Consider the following 18384-nt stretch of genomic DNA (forward strand, 5'->3'; position numbering starts at 1 on the left):
TTTAAAATTGAATGTTAGTTTTTATTACGGTTGCATCATTTAATACAAAAGGTGTTGGAATCATTGTTTTAGAACGTGGCTGGATTTCAAATGCTGGATTTGAATATAAATCATATTTGATTTCCAAAATATCAATATCAAATTGTTGATCTTTATTAACAACAAACTCCAAATCAATTAGTTCATTCTCGCTGGTTCTATAATAGCTCAAAATTGTTCCATAATCAATAGCTAAAACATACGCACTTTCTGCATCTTTCTTTAATGCTTCATCATTTACTTTAAACTGTTTAAATTTTATTGGTATTTTTGCTAATAATTCAATTTTATTAGCATTTCTGTTAGAAACAATGCTTAAATACACTTTTCTATCTGAATTAATAATAGTATCAGAAATAATTGAAATTAATGGTTTTTCAAAATTCCTTATTTCGGTTTTAGTATGTAGTTTAATTTTTGTTTTATACTTACTTGCTGTGGTGTTTTTATCATAACTTCCACTTTCAGGGTTTTCTCCAAAAAACTGTTTTGTAAATTCATCGGTTGTTGAATTATAACTTGCCCAATAAGCTTCGTTTTTATTAGCATCTAAAACATATAAAATACTGTTTGGTTGTTTTCTGTCTAAATTATAAGATGCATATAAAGATGCCGATACTAAAGCCATTCCTCCTATTAACAAAAATAAACTAGCTAGTTTTTTCTGATTTTTATATTGTTGAAACACCGGAATCATAAACCCAAATAGCAATACTGTAAAAACCGAACTTATGGCCAGCATTTTTAAACCCAAACCTTCAGGTAGCATTTTTACTAAAGGCGCAAAAATTACAAGTACTGGAATTGATAAAATGGTAAATAATAACAAGGTTTTATCTTTAGTAGTTGAAAAAATTAAAATTGACAGCATTACCAATAAAATAAGTACTGGTAAAATAAAAAACCCTGCTCCTTGTAAATAAAAAACAATACCTCCATTTATAAGAACCCAAAGTAATAATGGGGCCACTAACAAATCTTGTGGGCTTCTTTTTTTAAAGAAGCCTTTATAAAACCAAAAACAGATTGCTAAAGTAAGTGCAACTACAACTGCTATATAATAATAGCCATTGTAGGTAAACCCGTGTAAAATATCGTTGTATTGCGGATGAATTTTTAATAACAATTTCCAACCATAAAAAGCAACCAGACTTGAGATTACTAAAGAAAAGACTAAAGGAATAAAACCTTTCAGAATTCCAATAACAGAAAGTCTCTTTTTTGAGATCCCAACAATAAGCAATCCTAAAAATAACAGCACACAAACTACAAACATTGGTAACACCCATGAAAACGGGTAATAAACCAACCCGAAATAAGGAAAATTAAAATAAACATAGTCTTGTGCTGCATTGAAATTTTCCAAATCACTGTTTGCAAAATAATTTAGAGTAGCCATTAAATAAGAAGCCTGATGGTTTAACGATTTTAAATCCATTCTCTCAAAAGAATCCTGCTCGGTATGATAGTCAAAATGATCTCCAATAAAAGCAAAATTAAATCCGTCAATATTACCATCTTCTCTAAAAACAGTTAAATCTGTATCATTTGGCAACATTTTATAAATGCTATACATAAGTGAATTACCAACAGGATACGGCGTATTTGCATTCTGAAAAGCTTCAATTAATTTTTTGTTCCCCCCATTTGTTTCTAGCAGTATATAACTTGGTCCGCCACTACCACGTGCTTCAAAATTTAAAACCAACCCAACATCTTTTGCCCAAGGGTGATGGTTTACAAAAGCATTGGCACCTAGTAACCCCAATTCTTCAGCATCTGTAATACAAATAATTATATCATTTTTAGGCGTTTTATTTGTTGCTAAAAAAGCTCTTACGCCTTCTAAAATTGCTACTACTCCACTTCCTGCATCACTTGCCCCTAAAGATGAGTGCGGATTAGAATCGTAATGAGATAATAACAACAGCGCTTTCCCATTTTCACTTCCTTTAATTCTGGCAAGTATATTTCTATTATTTGTTGCTGCTCTCCATTTTTTATTTATAGCAACCTGTTCCTGAATTTCAACCTGCAATCCTAATTTTTCAAACTCATCTACAAGATAGTCTCTAACCACTTCATGTTCTGGTGAACCGGTATAATGCGGTTTTTTAGTGATTTCTTTTAAATGATGTAAAGCATTGGAAGTTGAGAATTGAGTAGTTCCATTTGTGGTATTCGTTGTTGAAGGAGTTAAAGAATAAAAACTATAATAAATTATTGCAACTAAAATTAATAGTGATACAACCTGATAATTTTTTTTTGAAATCATTTTTATAAATGTATTGTTCTAAATTAATTCATTTTTAGATTGTTTTTAAGAACTTCTTAAAAAATTACTCTCTCCTAATCAACAAATAAAAATCGTTATCCAGTGCTAAATATCCCTGATCGTAAATATAATAATAGGTGTTCCCTGTTTTGGTAGTATAAATGGAAGTAAAAAAACTAAAATCAAAATTACCATCTAATAACTTTGTTCTGGTCACTTTTGTTTTGCCTGTTGTATTTAAATCACAAAGTAACTTGTGGTTTTTTCGCAATCGATTATTAATATTTCTAATTAAATTTTTGCTTCCCTTGTTTACTTTATTGTTGTATGAATTTCTGCAATAATCTGAGCAGAATTTTTTATCAACTCTCCCAACTAGTTCTTCTCCACATTCTAAGCACGTTTTTTTCATAAGTTATTCCCAATTAAATTAAACTTTTATGTTTAGCTATGATACTCTAACAAACAGATGATGCATTTCGTTTCACTACATTCAGAATGACAACAATTGTCATTCTGAGTAATAACTAAGAACCTCAAATATACAATATATTATCCATTTACAAACGACTACAAACATTTACAACCGAAAGTAATTACATACAAACCGAATAAAAATTTTGAATTGACAAATATTTGCACCGTTGAATTGACCAAATGATATTCAGCTTATTAAAACCTTATCTTATGAATACGTTAAGAAACAAAGTACAGTTAATTGGAAACTTAGGAAATGCTCCTGAAATTATTACATTAGACTCTGGAAAAAAATTAGCAAAATTTTCTATTGCAACAAATGAAAGTTACAAAAACGCCCAAGGCGAAAAAGTAACAGAAACACAATGGCACAATATTGTGGCCTGGAACAAAACCGCCGAGATAGTAGAACAGTATTTAGATAAAGGTAAAGAAGTTGCTGTTGAAGGCAAATTAACCACAAGAAATTATAACGACAAAGATGGTAATAAAAGATACGTTACAGAAATTGTTATAAATGAACTATTGTTGTTAGGCACTAAATAAAACAAAAAAATTAACATTGAAAAAAAAGAGTGCAAAATTGCGCTCTTTTTAATTATAAATTAAATTTTAAAAACAATCCAATTTTTATGCATAACTACTCATTTAAATGGTAGGTTATCCTAATATTAGCAACTAATGGCATCAAAATCCGAGTAAAACAGATTTAATAAAACAGAACAAGTAAAACTTCTCTTTTTTTTTTGTCAAAAATGGTAAAATCTATCGTTTTATTAAAAAAAGCCATAAAAAAAAATGTGTTTAAATGGTTTTTTACCTTTAAACTAAAGATATCTCCATTATAAATTAAAGAAATTATTATCATATTAACACCCTTAACTAGTTATTTATTAACGTTTTACAAAGGTAATCTAAAAATAATTATTAAATTAGCATTAAAAATCAATAGTTTTAGTAAATCAATTATTGCATAATAAAAATTATATATGTAGTTTTGTTGACTAATTGTAATAACACAAGTTTATTAACCTATTTAAATTTTAAAGAATATTAATTAAAAAGTTACAAAATGAAACATTTAAAAAAATTGTCGGTAGTTCTGATGATGACTACCTTATTCAGTGTTAGTTTTACTTCTTGTATAGACAACGAAGTATCCCCATTAGTTGAGGCTATTTACGAGGGACAAGCTGACCTATTAGCTGCACAAGCTGCAGTACAAACTGCCGAAGCTGCATATCTTACAGCTCGAGCAAATGCAGAAGATGCTCAAGCTGATTTAACTATTGCTCAAGCTGCACAAGTTGATGCGTATACTGCTGGACTTCTTGAAAACAATGCTTACAATGCGCTAGTTCATGAGCAACAATTAATGTCATTAGCAGCTTCAACTGCTACTGCAGTAGCTCAAGCTGAAATGGCTTTAGAAATTGCTCAAGCGAATTTTAATATTGAAATGGCTGAATTAGCTGCTGATTTAGAAGCCGCGGGTGCACAATTAGCAACTGAATATGCATATGCGTATAGATATGCTATGGAGGCTGCAAATTATATCCTTATGGATAAATTAGAAGCTGAAGCTGATTTAGCAGAAGCTCAATTAATGTTTACTGACTATGGTTCAGATACTCTTTCATGGGCATATGTTTTAGCAATGCTAGAAGGAGATATCGCAACTGAGATGGCTAACAAAGTAGCTTTAGAAGATGCAATTGCTGTTTTAGAAGCTACTATGGCAGATCCTACTTCTATAGAGGCTATTCGTTCTCAATTAGATGCTGAAGAAGATGCAATAGATGCATTAATTGATGCTAAAAACATTGAAATGGCAGAAAAATTCAATGAAATTATGGCTATCTACGAAGAAAATGGTATAGCTGATGAATTTATTGATAGATTTGAAGAGGCTAATGATGATCTTGAAGACATCATAAGTGAAAAAGAAGATCAAGAAGATATTATTGAAGCTGCTCAAGAAGCAATTGTTGAGTTAGAAGCTATTTTAGCTGATTATCCAGCTGCTTTAGCTGCTGCTGTAACTGCTGACGCTGATGCCACTCTTGCTGAAGAAGCTGCTCAAACAGTTGTTGATGACGCTGTTGCTGCTTTAGGTGAAGAAGTACTTCCTGCTGCTATGGCTGGTGATGACGCTATTGATCCTGTAGTAACTTATTATGAAGAATTATGGAATGCTCAATTAGTACTTGCTGACGCTCAAGCTGCTTGGACTTTATTAGATACTGATGTTGCTGCTTTATATGTAACTTATCAAGATGCAATCGATGCTTTAGCTTTATTAGATGCTGGTTTACCTGCTCTTGAAGCTGCTTTAGCTGCTGCGGAAGCTGCAATGGTGCCGTTAGTTGCTACTCAAGTTACAGAACAAGGACAATATGATGCTGCTCTTGCTATTTATGTTGCAGATCCTTCTGGAGTTACTTGGAATTCCGATGATGTTTCAGATCCAACTACTGCTGATGATGTTATTGGTGACCATACTGATGATGATGATCCAAATACAACAGAAACTTATTACGAAGTTCTTACTGCTGCTCCAGACCCAGTTACATTTGCTGCAACTGCATACCCATCTGCTGCAGGTGGTGCTGACTTAACTGTTGCTCAATTTGCTTTAGTTAATAATGATTACTCAACTTTAGCTGTTGGTGAATTTTATAATGTTGAAGCTAATGATGCTTCTGATACAAACGCTGACTTGTTAAATATTGAAGTTGCAGATTTAGATGCCGCTAACGATGCTGTTGCTGCTCAACAATTACTTATTGATGCTGCTAACGAGGCTATTACTGATTATGACGTATTATTAGCAGAGGCTAATGAAACATTCTTATATCAACAATCTTTATATGAAGAAGGTGCTGCTTTATTAGCTGCTGCTCAAGATGTAGTAGATGCTGCTGATGCTGATGTTGTTGCTGCTCAAACTGTTGTTGATGACGCTGTTGCTGCTTTAGGTATGGAAGTACTTCCTGCTGCTGAAGCTGGTGATGATGCCATTGAAGATGCTGAAACTTCTTACGAACTTTTATGGAATGCACAATTAGCTGCTCTTGATGCTGCTGAAGCATTAGCTGATTTAGAAGCCTGCGATGAAGCTTGTATCCAAGCTGATATAGATGCAGAAAACGATACAATTGAAGAAGCTACAGCAAAAATTGCTGCAATTCAACCGGTATTAGATGCAAAACAAGCAGTTGTTGATGCAATGCAAGCTGAGTATGATGAGTACATTGCAAACGAAGGTTTCTTAAGTTCTTTACAAGCTGATTTACACGCTGCAATTATAGCTGAATGGCAAGCATATTGGGTTCTTGAACAAGAACTTGCAGCTTTAGAATTCCAAGAAGAATTGAAAATTTCAATGATCAACGCTTATGGTGGTTGGGGAGCTGATAACTTAGATGATTTAGCTGGTTATATTGAAGATTTACAAGAAGACATCTTAGAAGCTAATACAGATATTGAAGCAGCAGAGGTTGCTTTAGCTTTAGCTCAAACTGAAGAAGCTGCTGATACTGCTTACTTAGAATATCTTCAAGCTTTAATTGATACTTTAAGCGCTAGACATGCAAATGCTGTTGCAATTGCAAATGAATATAAAGCATTATTAGACGCTGCATTAGCATCTTAAAAGATTCTTTAGGATATAAACAATATAGGGCTGACTTTAACCAGCCAGCCCTTTATAAAACAAATTATAACTCTTAAAGAACTAGAACATATGAAAAAATATTTAATTTTATGCTTTATCTTAGTCATTACACTTACAAGTGTTAATGCACAGGATAAAGATTCAGAACACGTTTGTGCTACAGACTCTTGTTGTGTGGAGGCATCTAAATTTGCACCACAAAAAGGAGACTTTACTGCAGCGATGGTTTTGGGACGAGGAGCATATCTAAATTCTGGTTTAACTGTACCATACTCTAATGGAACAGTTAGTGGTGTTGCCGCTTATGATAACGGAGTAGATACAAACTCTAACTCTATAACAAATATGGTTGGTGCAGAAGGAAGATATTTTGTAAGTAACAAATTCGCTGTTTCTTTTAGCGGAGGTGCTATTATACGTAATACACCTTCTCAATTAGGAATTCCTGCTGTTAGAGATGTTAATGGAGTAATTCTTATTCCTGCGTACAGTTCAGTTGTTGCTGATGAAAGAGTAGATGTAAATGTATCTGTTGGAGGACAATGGATATTTAAAACTAAAAATGAAAGATTATTTCCATATTTAGGTTTTGCACTTCCTTTTGATTATGCAAGAAGATCATTGTATGATCCAACTGTAATAGTTGATGATAACACATATACTCAAACGATAACAGATTTAGGTGCTCGTCACGTAGATATAACAGCTTTTGGAGTACAAGCCGTTGCTGGTGTAGATTATTATATCGCTAAAGATTTATTCTTTGGTTTTGATATCAAACCAGTATCTTATACTTACGCTGTTAATATGAAAACACCAGGTCCAGGGTTAATGAACCTTGAAGCTGAAACCGATACAGTATCATTCTTTGCACAATTTTCAGCGAAAATTGGGTTTAAATTTTAACTTGTGGGATTATTACTAATACCTAAAAAGGCTACCTATCGGTAGCCTTTTTTTTGTGTTTTATTTTTGTTTGCTAGATAGTATGTCATCCTAAGTGCAACAAAAGATCCCATGGAATTATTAGAAGAGATACTTACATACGCAGAACTACTTTTAGAATGACAAAATTAACTATTTATGATTCATAGATAATTGAATGCGTTTTCTTGCTACATCAACTTCTAACACTTTTACAATTACTTGTTGATGCAAACTAACAATCTCGCCAACATCGCTTACAAATTTATCAGCCAAATTAGAAACGTGTACCAAACCACTTTCTTTTATTCCAATATCTACAAAACAACCAAAATTGGTAATGTTATTTACAATACCCGGTAATAATTGACCTTCATGTAAATCATTTATAGATCTAATATTTTGATTGAATGTAAAAACCTTTGCTTTTTTACGTGGATCTAAACCTGGCTTTTCCAATTCAGCAACAATATCTTTTAGAGTAGGAAGTCCAACAGGATTTGTACAATATTTTTGAAGTTCTATTTTTTGAAGCACTTCTTTATTTCCAATTAAATTAGAAACACTCATTTTTAAATCTTTTGCTATTTTAGAAACAATGGTATAACTTTCTGGATGCACTGCAGAATTATCCAATGGGTTTTCCCCATTTTTAATACGTAAAAATCCTGCACTTTGTTCAAAAGCTTTATTTCCTAAACGTGTTACTTTTTTTATATCATTCCTTGAATTAAATGCTCCCTTCTCCTCTCTATAGTTTACAATATTCTCTGCTAATTTTTGACCAATTCCTGAAACATAACTCAACAAAGGAACACTTGCTGTATTTATATTAACACCAACCGAGTTTACACAACTTTCCACAACGGTATCTAAAGAAGTTTTAAGCTTCGTTTGATCTACATCGTGTTGGTATTGCCCAACTCCTATCGATTTTGCATCTATTTTTACCAATTCAGCCAAAGGATCTACCAATCTTCTCCCAATTGAAACAGCACCTCTTACTGTAACATCGTAATTTGGAAACTCGTCTCGTGCAATTTTTGATGCAGAATATATACTTGCACCAGCTTCACTTACAACAAACACCTCAACATCCTTATTAAAACGCATTTTACGTATTAATTGCTCTGTTTCTCGAGAAGCAGTTCCGTTTCCAATAGCAATAGCTTCAATTTTATAAGCAGCGACCAAAGAATTAATTTTTTTCATTGCCCCAATTGCATCATTTTTTGGCGCATGAGGATAAATAGTTTCGTTGTGCACCAAAGCTCCCTGAGCATTTAAACAAACGATTTTACAACCAGTTCTAAAACCCGGATCAATCGCTAAAATTGTTTTTTCACCTAAAGGCGCTCCCAATAATAATTGTTTTAAGTTTTTCGCAAAAACATTTATAGATCCTTCATCAGCCTTTTGTTTTGCTAAACTTAAAATTTCATTTGATAACGCAGGAAACAACAATCTTTTATAAGAATCTTGAATAGCTAATTTTATTTGTAAAGAACACTCATTATTAGAACGAATAACTCTTTCTTCTACTTTAGTAACTGCTCTATCATCATCAATTTCAATTTTTACACGAATAACCCCTTCCTTCTCGGCTCTTAAAATTGCTAATAAACGGTGAGAAGGAATTCTGTTTAAAGATTCACTCCATTCAAAGTAATCTCTATATTTCTGAGCTTTCTCGTCTTCCTGTTTCGATTTTATAACTTTGGTGTTTATCGCCGCAAATTTTTCCAATTGGTATCGAATATTGTTTCGAATATCTGTACGTTCATTAATCCATTCAGCTATTATGTATCTCGCACCTTCTAATGCATCAACCGCTGTTGCAACTTCGTCATTCAAATATTTTACGGCTATAGAATGAATATCAGTAGCATTCTGACTCATAATAATCTTAGATAACGGTTCTAATCCGATTTTTAGAGCAGTTTCAGCCTTTGTTTTCCGTTTTTTCTTATATGGTAAGTAAACATCTTCTAAAGCCGTTAAATCACTTGTATTCGTTATTTTCAGCTTTAAATCATCAGTTAAAACTCCTTGCTCATCTAAAGATTTTAAAATACTACCTTTTCGTTTTTCTAATTCTTCAAATTGAGCTTTATATTTTACAATATCTCCTATTTGAACTTCATCTAAATTTCCTGTGCGCTCTTTTCTATATCGTGAAATAAAGGGTACTGTACAATCTTCATTTAATAATTGAATGGTATTTTCAATTCCTTTTATAGGAAGGTTGGTTTTTGATTTTATAAAGTGTCCTAATTGCATTTTTAAAATTTGAATATTGAAATTTACAAAAAACCCTAAAATAAAGCCGTCATTGCGAATGAAATGAAGCAATCTTTTTCTAATGAGAGATTACTTCGTCGCTTACTCCTCGTAATGACGAGAAATAATATAATTAAATTATCTTATGAAGATATTACAGAATGACAATTTATATTGAAAATTGAAATTAACAAAAAACCCCGAAACAAGTTCAGGGTTTAAGTTATATTTTTTACTATAAATTTAACTCACTTGCTCTCCATTACCAACTGAATCATTTTCCGGTTCAATAAAAGTTAATTTACCTTCAGGAGTATCAGTCATTAAAATCATTCCCTGACTTTCAACGCCTCGTAATTTTCTAGGTGCTAAATTTACCAAAACTGTTACTTTTTGCCCAATAATATCTTCTGGTTTAAAGCTTTCAGCAATTCCAGAAACAATGGTTCTAACATCTATACCAACATCAACTCTTAGTTGTAGTAATTTTTTAGTTTTTGGAACTTTTACCGCTTCAATTATAGTACCAACTCGCATATCTAATTTGGTGAAATCATCAAATTCAATGGTTTCTTTTTGTGGTTCTACAACTTTGTTTTCCGCCTCATTGGCTAGTTTAGTAGCTTCCAATTTATCTAACTGCGCCTGAATTTCAGCATCTTCTATTTTAGCAAATAACAATTCTGCTTTTCCTATTTGATGATTTGGTTGAATTAATTCCACTTTTTCTGAAACATCGCTCCAAGTAAGTTGGTGATTGAGCGGAGTCGAAATCACTCCCTCGCCAACACTTCGACTCCGCTCAATGTCCATCAAATTCAAAATTCCTTTTAATTTTTCAGAAGTAAAAGGTAAAAATGGCTCAGATACAACTGATAATCCAGCAGCAATTTGAAGCGCAACATACATTATAGTCTTTACCCGTTTCGGATCCGTTTTTATTTGTTTCCAAGGTTCTTCATCTGCTAAATATTTATTTCCTAATCTCGCTAAATTCATCAACTCTTGAGAAGCTTCTCTAAAACGGTAACGTTCTATAGAACTTGCTATAATTGAAGGGAATTTTTGTAGTTTTTCTAAAGTTTCATTATCAACATCAGAAAACTCATTTGGTTCTGAAATAATTCCTTCGTAATATTTATTTGTAAGCACTACTACTCTATTAATAAAATTACCAAAAATAGCTACCAACTCGTTGTTGTTTCTTGCCTGAAAATCTTTCCAAGTAAAATCGTTATCCTTAGTTTCTGGTGCATTTGCAGTTAATGCATAACGCAGCACATCTTGCTTTCCAGGGAAATCTTCTAAATATTCATGTAACCAAACAGCCCAGTTTTTAGAAGTGGAAATTTTGTTTCCTTCTAAATTTAAAAACTCGTTTGCAGGTACATTTTCAGGTAAAATATAACTTCCTTCTGCTTTTAACATTGCTGGAAAAATTATACAGTGAAATACAATATTATCTTTTCCAATAAAGTGAATTAGCTTCGTGTCTTTATCTTTCCAATAAGGCTCCCAATCTTTTCCTTCTCTTGCAGCCCATTCTTTTGTTGATGAAATATAACCAATAGGTGCATCGAACCAAACATATAAAACTTTTCCTTCCCCACCTTCAACAGGAACCGGAATTCCCCAATCCAAATCACGCGTTACAGCTCTTGGTTTTAAACCATCATCTAACCACGATTTTACTTGTCCTAATACGTTTGTTTTCCAATCATTTTTATGGCCATCAACAATCCACTCACGTAACCATTTTTCGTATTTATCTAAAGGTAAATACCAATGTTTTGTTACTTTGGTTGTTGGCACATTTCCAGTAATTGCAGATTTTGGATTGATTAAATCTGTTGCATTATGGCTAGTACCACAACTTTCACATTGATCTCCATAACTTTCTTCATTTCCACATTTTGGGCAAGTTCCAACAACAAATCTATCTGCTAAAAACTGATTTGCTTCCGCATCATATAATTGCTCTGAAGATTCTTCTATAAATTTTCCATCATCATATAATTTCTTAAAAAATTCTGAAGCAGTTTTATGATGAATTTCTGCAGAAGTACGAGAATAATTATCAAAAGAAATTCCGAAATCACTAAATGATTGCTTTATAATTGCGTGGTATTTATCTACAATATCTTGAGGCGTAACACCTTCTTTTTTAGCTTTTAAAGTAATTGGCACACCGTGCTCATCGGAACCACAAATGTATAATACATCATTACCTGTATTACGTAAATAACGCGCATAAATATCAGCTGGCACATAAACACCTGCCAAATGACCAATATGTACTGGTCCGTTGGTATAAGGCAAAGCCGCTGTAATTGTATATCTCTTTGAATTGCTCATCAAAATTTGTTTAAGAAAGTGCAAAAATAAGGATTGTTTATTAGAAAAGTGAATAGTTGTTTCGGTTTTCGTAATTTGCAATCTGATTTATTAAATTTTAAGATGATTCAACCCTTATTTTTACAAAAAAACGATATTGTCGCTATTGTTTCAACTGCTCGAAAAATAGCTTTAAAAGAAATTCAACCAGCCATTGATTTACTAGAAAATTGGGGGTTAAAAGTTGTAATTGGTGAAACTATTGGTTTTGAAGAAAATCAATTTGCAGGAAGTGATAATCAACGTATTTTAGATTTTCAAACAATGTTAGATAATCCTGAAATAAAAGCAATCTGGTGTGCTCGAGGTGGCTATGGAACTGTTAGAATTATTGATCAATTAGATTTTACAAAATTTAAGCAACACCCAAAGTGGGTTATTGGATATTCTGATATTACTGTTTTACATAACCACATTCATAATTTTGGAATTGAAACTTTACATGCCACAATGCCATTAGATGTTAAAAAAAACACCCAACAGGCTTTAACATCATTAAAAAATAGTCTTTTTGGAGATCCAATTTCCTATTCAATTTCTTCTTTTAAAGAAAATAAAAAAGGAATTGCTTCTGGAGAACTTGTTGGTGGGAATTTGTCTATTTTATATAGTTTATTAGGAAGTAAATCCTCAATAAATACTGATGGTAAAATATTATTTATTGAAGATTTAGACGAATATTTATATCATATTGATAGAATGTTTATGAATCTAAAACGAAATGGATATTTTAATAATTTAAAAGGATTGATTGTTGGTGGTATGACGAATATGCACGACAATAGAATTCCTTTTGGGAAAACAGCCATAGAAATTATTTCTGATTGTATTTCCGATTTTAATTTCCCTGTAGTATTTAATTTCCCAGCGGGACATTTAAAAGATAACAGCGCATTATTTTTTGGAAGAAAAATGAATTTAGAAGTTGGTGAAAAGAAATGCTTAATTAGATTTGAATAGCAATTATATTTGACAGTCGACAGTTCGTCATGCTGAACTTAATTCAGCATCTCATCATAAAATGCTAAATATTATGTGACCTAGAATCAAGTTCAAGGTGACAGAATACAGTTTGTAAAAAAACAAAAAAATGGCTACACACAATGAATTAGGTAAAAAAGGTGAAGATTTAGCAGTTGAATTTCTTCAAAAAAACAACTATAAAATTTTAGAGCGTAATTGGCGGTTTAAAAAGGCAGAAGTAGATATTATTGCTATTAAAAAAGATATTTTAGCAGTTATTGAGGTTAAAACACGTTCCAGTAATTATTTTGGGAACCCTCAAGATTTTGTGAATCAGAAAAAAATACAATTATTAGTTGAGGCAATTAATGAATATGTAATTTATAAAGATTTAGATGTAGAAGTTAGATTTGATATTGTTGCTATAATTCAAAATAAAAACATTTCTAAAATAGAACATTTAGAAGATGCTTTTTTATATTTTTAAAATCATATAACCTTTTCTATTTCAGCATCTAAAAGAGTATCAATCTCTTTTGAGGAGCCTTCAAGAATATAAGAAATATTTCCCGCCTTATCAATTATAACATGTGAAGGATACCTTCTAACTGGATTGTAAATTTTTAACATTTCATAAGAACCTGACATTACGGTAAAGTCAAAATCTACTTATCGTTTAAACTTTTTTAACGTTTTTTTGCTATTTGGTGCGGGAGCAATAAAAACAATATCATTACGATTTTTATATTTTTCTAAGAGTTTATTAACTTTAGGAATCTCATGCAAACAAGGTGCGCAAGTTGTAAACCACATTTTAATTACAACCACTTTATTTTTATATGTATCTAGGGAGTTTATAGTTCCGTCTAGGGCATACAGCCTAAAATCAGGAGCCTTGGCTCCCTTTTGAACAATTTGGGCATTACCTATAAATAATACACCAATTATTAAAACAAAAAATAGTAGTAATTTTCTTTTCATTTATTTATCTAAAAATTTCTTTACATCCTCAACATATTCAGGTTTTGAGATAATTTTTTTATTTGAATCTAAAACAAAATAGGTAGGTGTAGAAACTATTTCATATTTCCTTGCTATTTTATTTTGCCATTTTTCTAAGCCTAAAACATTTGTCCATTTTTCAAAGTTTTGAGTGTGATGGTTAAACCCTAACTCATCATTTTCTAAAGCAATAGCAATTACATGAACTTCTTCGTTATCTTTTATAAATTCATATAATTGAGGAACTTCTACTAAACAATGAGAACAACTTGTACTCCAAAACACTAAAATATAAGTTGATGCATTATTCAATTCTGATAAATTGACTGTTTTATCCCCTACATCCCAAGAAAAATCTGGAGCAGTTTTTCCTAATGCTAATTTTACTTTAGATTGTATTTCTTTTAAATCTGCCGAGTTTTGAAATTCTTCTGGAAGTTTTTTATAAAAATTATCAATTACATAATCTAAAATAACAGTACTTTCAAGTTGTGCAAAATTGTACATTAACGTTGTTAAAAGTTCTGCTTTTAAAAAATAATTCTCTTCTATTTTTTCAAGAACTTCTTTTATCGAATTTAAATACAAACTATTTTGTACCTCAACATCATCGGAAGTGTTCAAATAGAAAACATAATCTGTTACCCTTTCGGTATAAAAAATTGAGTTTAATAACATTGAATCATTGAAATCTATAAAATCAAAATAATGCTGTTTTTCACTGTTTAAAAATTCTTGTGGAGTTTTAATTAGTGTTGGCGAATAGTATTTATTACTTGATTTTATAAAACTATTAGCTATTTGCCCTTCGCTTTTTTCGGTAAATAATTCTTGAGAAATTAAATAATGTTCATAGGTTCTTTTATAAATCTTTTGTGTTGATTTTATTGCATTTTCACTTTCTAAATTAAAGAAATTCATTTGTAATGAATCCAATTTACGCCTAATATCATTAGTTTCAGCCTGATAATTAGTATACGTTTTATTTTCATCAGACACTATAAACTCCAGTGTTCCTGAAGGAAAAGTTGGATCAAATTTTAATTCAACACTTTCTTTGTTGTATAAAAAATCAACAAAACCACCATTTTTCATATCATAAGTTAAGCGGTACATCCCTTTTGAAGCATTTTCAGGAAAATCCATTTTAAAAACGCCCTCCAAAACAGTAACATTTGCAATATAAATTTGCTTAGCCCCTTTTAATTGATATAAAATAACATAATTATAATCTTCTATAACAGGATCCATAGTTCCTGTAACCGAAGTTTGACTTTGAAGTGTGGTACTTATTAAAATTAATGCTAGTAGTATTTTTTTAATCATCTCTTTTTTTAGTTGAATTATTCAATAATCAGACCAAATGTAAGTATTTTTATTATTTTGCATAAAAGTATATTAAATGGAATTTACAAATAAAGTAATTTGGATAACTGGCGCATCATCTGGAATTGGAAAATCTATAGCCATTGAGCTCTCAAAACAAAACGTTAAACTTATACTTTCTTCTAGAAATAAAGATAAATTAAGAAAGGTACAAGCTGAATGCAACACTCCTGAGAACGTAAAAATATTAACACTCGATTTAGAAGATTACAATAATTTACAACCTAAAGTTACCGAGGCAATTACACTATTTGGAACTATCGATATTTTATTTAACAATGCTGGAATTAGTCAACGATCTTTAGTAAAAGATACGGCTATTGCTGTTGATAAACGCATTATGGATATTAACTATTTAGGAACCGTTGCTCTTACTAAAGCTATATTACCTCATTTTATAGAAAAAAATAATGGGCATTTTGTAGTTATCACAAGTATTGTAGGAAAAATAGGAACTCCTTTACGCTCTAGTTATTCAGCATCTAAACATGCATTACATGGATTTTTTGACAGTTTGAGAGCTGAAGTTTTTTCAAATAACATAAAAGTTACGCTTGCTTGCCCAGGTTTTGTACAAACAAATGTTTCTTTAAATGCATTAACAGGAGATGGTTCTCCTCAAAACAAAATGGATGCTGCTACTAAAAACGGTTTAACAAGTGAACATTTTTCAAAACTACTTTTAAAAGCTGTAAAAAATGAAAAACAAGAAGTTTATATTGGTGGTTTTAAAGAAAAATTAGCGGTTTACGTTAAACGATTTTTTCCAACATTACTTTCAAAAATGATTCGAAAATTGGCTGTTACTTAAATTAGTTCCTGTACTTTAAAATACAACACAATGGCTTCCTTCATAAGTACAGTTTGTTCTCCGGATTTTAAAGGTGGAAGCTCTTCTAACATGTTATAATGTGGCCAACCATCATCATCAAAAAAATCAAACTCATAATACCCAAAAGGCTCTAACAATCTGCAAATTGCTATATGCATTAAGTTAACTTTATCGTCTTTTTTAAATTCCACAGCACCTTTCCCTAATTCCTGAACACCAATTAAATAAATAATTGCATCTAAATTAAGTTGTTCTCCTTCGCCAAATTTTGTTGCCAAAATTGCAAGTATTTGCTCGTAATCTTCCTTTAATTTTTGATCTCTTGACATCTGAAATTTCTAGTTAGGTTGCAAATATACAAATCCATTCATGTATATTTACAAAAACATTAATATGAATACTTTTGACATTATAATTGCCGCATTATTAATTTTTGGATTTATAAGAGGATTAACTAAAGGGTTATTTGTTGAAGTTGCTTCTTTAGTTGCTTTAATTGCCGGAGTTTATGGTGCAATTCACTTTTCTTATTTTGTAGGAACTTTCTTGGCTAACCGTGTTTCCTGGGAAGAAAGGTATATTACAATAGTATCATTTGCAATAACTTTTGCAATTATTGTTTTAGTAATTGGCTTATTAGGAAAACTCTTTACCAAAATTGCAGATTTTGCCTCTCTGGGTTTAATTAATAAATTACTTGGAGGCGGTTTTGGAGCCTTAAAAATTGGACTTATTTTAAGTATAGTTTTACTATTATTTACAAAATTAAATAATACAATTCCTTTCATTTCTGATGAGCAAAAAGATGAATCTGTTTTATATGAACCCGTAAAAAACTTAGCGCCTACTTTATTTCCAAACTTTTTAACTATTGTTGAAAATGAGGCTGAATTAAAAATTTCTGAATAAAATACTGTTAGTAAAAACAATAATTAACGTCAAAAAAGAAGATACCAATTTTTTAATATGCGATATACGTTTTTCTTAGCTTTTAGTTTTTTTTCTTTTACTTTACTTTTTAGTGGCTGTACTCCAAAAAAAGAAAACTCATTTATTATTTCTGGAAATGTTCCTAATTTAACTAACGATTATATTTTACTTTCTCATGTTGAAGATCTACAAAACAATAAAACAGTACTAATTGATTCTTTAAAAGTTAATAAAAGAGGTAAATTTAATGCTGTTTATTTTTTGGAACCTGATATCTATACTTTGTCATTTGATAATAAAAAAACGATTCCACTAGCTATTAACAAAGGGCAACATATTGTTTTAAAAGGTGATAATTTAGATGAATTAAAAATTACTGGATCTTCAGACACACAATTGTTAAATGATTATGAATCTTTTAGAAAAGAATCTTTAAACCGATTGGTGAAATCCGTGAGAGATACCATTAAAAAGCTGAAAAAGGAAAATATAAAAGTACATGAAATTGCTGAATTACGTGAAGTTGAAGTTGAAAATTACGAAAAACACTTAGATGAATTAACACTATTTATAAAAGAAAAAATGGGTACTTCCATTGCTGTTTATGCAACTTCTACTCGTTGGAATAGTAAAAACTTACCTTTTTTAAAAGAACTAGTTTCTGAATTTGAAGGTGAACATCCTGAAATAGACATTACAAAAAAATTAAAAAACAAAATCCAATTACTTCAAAAAACAAGTATTGGAACTATTGTTTCTAATATTAAAATGCCAAATCAATTAGGTGAACTTATAAGTTTAGATTCAATAAAAGGAACTTATACTTTAATAGATTTTTGGGCAAGTTGGTGTCCACCTTGTAGAACAGAAAGCACATTGTTAAATGAGCTATATAAAGCCTATAATTCTAAAGGTTTTGAAATTTATGGAATATCCTTAGACTCTAAAAAAGAACGTTGGTTAAAAGCGCTTGAAATGGACAATCGTATCTGGACAAATGTTTCAACTGTTGAAGGGTTTAAAACTCCTGTTTCTATTGAATATGGAATTACAGCTTTACCAACAAACTTTTTAATTGATGCTGAGGGTGAAATTATTGCTTCAAATATTCATGGAAAACATTTAAAAGCTAAAATAGAAGAATTATTTAGTAATTAATGTAAATTCATCTGTTCTTGTCATTCTGAAAGGAATGTAACGAATTGA

At 31.0% G+C, this 18384-nt stretch carries 16 protein-coding genes; 8 read left to right on the forward strand and 8 right to left on the reverse strand.

Annotation, left to right across the window (positions count from 1 at the left end):
• Position 1 precedes the first annotated feature (1 nt).
• Positions 2–2314, reverse strand: a complete 2313-nt coding sequence (locus CHB63_RS06335; RefSeq protein ID WP_089377624.1) for a M28 family peptidase — start codon at positions 2312–2314, stop codon at positions 2–4.
• A 64-nt stretch (positions 2315–2378) separates the two neighbouring features.
• On the reverse strand, positions 2379–2726 hold the full coding sequence (locus tag CHB63_RS06340) for a hypothetical protein (protein WP_089377625.1): 348 nt from the start codon (positions 2724–2726) through the stop codon (positions 2379–2381).
• A 275-nt stretch (positions 2727–3001) separates the two neighbouring features.
• Between CHB63_RS06340 and CHB63_RS06345 the strand changes: the two genes are divergently transcribed.
• From CHB63_RS06345 to CHB63_RS06355, 3 genes are all read left to right on the forward strand, one after another.
• Entirely contained in the window at positions 3002–3337 is a 336-nt protein-coding gene (locus CHB63_RS06345; RefSeq protein ID WP_089378108.1) for a single-stranded DNA-binding protein, read from the forward strand.
• A gap of 526 nt (positions 3338–3863) precedes the next feature.
• On the forward strand, positions 3864–6446 hold the full coding sequence (locus tag CHB63_RS06350) for a hypothetical protein (RefSeq protein ID WP_141107274.1): 2583 nt from the start codon (positions 3864–3866) through the stop codon (positions 6444–6446).
• Positions 6447–6536: 90 nt separating this feature from the next.
• Positions 6537–7373, forward strand: a complete 837-nt coding sequence (locus CHB63_RS06355; protein WP_089377627.1) for a BT1926 family outer membrane beta-barrel protein — start codon at positions 6537–6539, stop codon at positions 7371–7373.
• A gap of 171 nt (positions 7374–7544) precedes the next feature.
• On the opposite strand, the gene CHB63_RS06360 is transcribed toward CHB63_RS06355, so the two are convergent.
• Together CHB63_RS06360 and metG are read right to left on the reverse strand one after the other, a co-directional pair.
• Entirely contained in the window at positions 7545–9671 is a 2127-nt protein-coding gene (locus CHB63_RS06360; RefSeq protein ID WP_089377628.1) for a Tex family protein, read from the reverse strand.
• Between the two features lie 243 nt (positions 9672–9914).
• On the reverse strand, positions 9915–12026 hold the full coding sequence (gene metG, locus CHB63_RS06365; RefSeq protein ID WP_089377629.1) for a methionine--tRNA ligase: 2112 nt from the start codon (positions 12024–12026) through the stop codon (positions 9915–9917).
• A 102-nt stretch (positions 12027–12128) separates the two neighbouring features.
• Between metG and CHB63_RS06370 the strand changes: the two genes are divergently transcribed.
• Entirely contained in the window at positions 12129–13025 is an 897-nt protein-coding gene (locus CHB63_RS06370; protein ID WP_089377630.1) for a S66 peptidase family protein, read from the forward strand.
• A gap of 130 nt (positions 13026–13155) precedes the next feature.
• Positions 13156–13515: a YraN family protein gene (locus CHB63_RS06375; protein WP_089377631.1), complete on the forward strand. Its 360-nt coding sequence runs from the start codon at positions 13156–13158 to the stop codon at positions 13513–13515.
• A 2-nt stretch (positions 13516–13517) separates the two neighbouring features.
• Here the strand turns inward: CHB63_RS06375 and CHB63_RS17125 are convergent, their stop codons facing one another.
• The 3 genes from CHB63_RS17125 to CHB63_RS06385 are packed head-to-tail and all read right to left on the reverse strand — an operon-like array spanning position 13518 to position 15356.
• A complete protein-coding gene (locus CHB63_RS17125; protein WP_176420281.1) occupies positions 13518–13676 on the reverse strand; it encodes a hypothetical protein in 159 nt (52 codons plus the stop codon).
• A gap of 21 nt (positions 13677–13697) precedes the next feature.
• Positions 13698–14009: a peroxiredoxin family protein gene (locus tag CHB63_RS06380; RefSeq protein WP_089377632.1), complete on the reverse strand. Its 312-nt coding sequence runs from the start codon at positions 14007–14009 to the stop codon at positions 13698–13700.
• Positions 14010–15356 carry a TlpA family protein disulfide reductase gene (locus tag CHB63_RS06385; RefSeq protein WP_089377633.1) on the reverse strand — a complete coding sequence of 449 codons (1347 nt, stop codon included), beginning with the start codon at positions 15354–15356 and terminating at the stop codon, positions 14010–14012.
• 76 nt (positions 15357–15432) lie between these two features.
• Here CHB63_RS06385 and CHB63_RS06390 point away from each other — a divergent pair, with 76 nt between their 5' ends.
• Positions 15433–16227, forward strand: a complete 795-nt coding sequence (locus CHB63_RS06390) for an SDR family oxidoreductase (protein WP_089377634.1) — start codon at positions 15433–15435, stop codon at positions 16225–16227.
• On the opposite strand, the gene CHB63_RS06395 is transcribed toward CHB63_RS06390, so the two are convergent.
• On the reverse strand, positions 16224–16577 hold the full coding sequence (locus CHB63_RS06395) for a hypothetical protein (protein WP_089377635.1): 354 nt from the start codon (positions 16575–16577) through the stop codon (positions 16224–16226). The genes CHB63_RS06390 and CHB63_RS06395 overlap by 4 nt on opposite strands.
• Positions 16578–16641: 64 nt before the next feature.
• Between CHB63_RS06395 and CHB63_RS06400 the strand changes: the two genes are divergently transcribed.
• Both CHB63_RS06400 and CHB63_RS06405 read left to right on the forward strand, forming a co-directional pair.
• Entirely contained in the window at positions 16642–17157 is a 516-nt protein-coding gene (locus CHB63_RS06400) for a CvpA family protein (protein WP_089378109.1), read from the forward strand.
• A 57-nt stretch (positions 17158–17214) separates the two neighbouring features.
• Positions 17215–18336: a TlpA disulfide reductase family protein gene (locus CHB63_RS06405; RefSeq protein ID WP_089377636.1), complete on the forward strand. Its 1122-nt coding sequence runs from the start codon at positions 17215–17217 to the stop codon at positions 18334–18336.
• Positions 18337–18384: the final 48 nt, after the last annotated feature.

Origin of the sequence: Lutibacter flavus, assembly GCF_900188355.1 — a bacterium.
GTDB classification, from domain to species: Bacteria; Bacteroidota; Bacteroidia; order Flavobacteriales; family Flavobacteriaceae; genus Lutibacter; species Lutibacter flavus.

Excerpts from the sequence above, each read along its gene's own strand:
- CHB63_RS06335 (WP_089377624.1), bottom strand. The coding sequence starts at position 2,314 with ATGATTTCAAAAAAAAATTATCAGGTTGTATCACTATTAATTTTAGTT.
- CHB63_RS06340 (WP_089377625.1), bottom strand. The coding sequence starts at position 2,726 with ATGAAAAAAACGTGCTTAGAATGTGGAGAAGAACTAGTTGGGAGAGTT.
- CHB63_RS06345 (WP_089378108.1), top strand. The coding sequence starts at position 3,002 with ATGAATACGTTAAGAAACAAAGTACAGTTAATTGGAAACTTAGGAAAT.
- CHB63_RS06350 (WP_141107274.1), top strand. The coding sequence starts at position 3,864 with ATGAAACATTTAAAAAAATTGTCGGTAGTTCTGATGATGACTACCTTA.
- CHB63_RS06355 (WP_089377627.1), top strand. The coding sequence starts at position 6,537 with ATGAAAAAATATTTAATTTTATGCTTTATCTTAGTCATTACACTTACA.
- CHB63_RS06360 (WP_089377628.1), bottom strand. The coding sequence starts at position 9,671 with ATGCAATTAGGACACTTTATAAAATCAAAAACCAACCTTCCTATAAAA.
- metG (WP_089377629.1), bottom strand. The coding sequence starts at position 12,026 with ATGAGCAATTCAAAGAGATATACAATTACAGCGGCTTTGCCTTATACC.
- CHB63_RS06370 (WP_089377630.1), top strand. The coding sequence starts at position 12,129 with ATGATTCAACCCTTATTTTTACAAAAAAACGATATTGTCGCTATTGTT.
- CHB63_RS06375 (WP_089377631.1), top strand. The coding sequence starts at position 13,156 with ATGGCTACACACAATGAATTAGGTAAAAAAGGTGAAGATTTAGCAGTT.
- CHB63_RS17125 (WP_176420281.1), bottom strand. The coding sequence starts at position 13,676 with ATGTCAGGTTCTTATGAAATGTTAAAAATTTACAATCCAGTTAGAAGG.
- CHB63_RS06380 (WP_089377632.1), bottom strand. The coding sequence starts at position 14,009 with ATGAAAAGAAAATTACTACTATTTTTTGTTTTAATAATTGGTGTATTA.
- CHB63_RS06385 (WP_089377633.1), bottom strand. The coding sequence starts at position 15,356 with ATGATTAAAAAAATACTACTAGCATTAATTTTAATAAGTACCACACTT.
- CHB63_RS06390 (WP_089377634.1), top strand. The coding sequence starts at position 15,433 with ATGGAATTTACAAATAAAGTAATTTGGATAACTGGCGCATCATCTGGA.
- CHB63_RS06395 (WP_089377635.1), bottom strand. The coding sequence starts at position 16,577 with ATGTCAAGAGATCAAAAATTAAAGGAAGATTACGAGCAAATACTTGCA.
- CHB63_RS06400 (WP_089378109.1), top strand. The coding sequence starts at position 16,642 with ATGAATACTTTTGACATTATAATTGCCGCATTATTAATTTTTGGATTT.
- CHB63_RS06405 (WP_089377636.1), top strand. The coding sequence starts at position 17,215 with ATGCGATATACGTTTTTCTTAGCTTTTAGTTTTTTTTCTTTTACTTTA.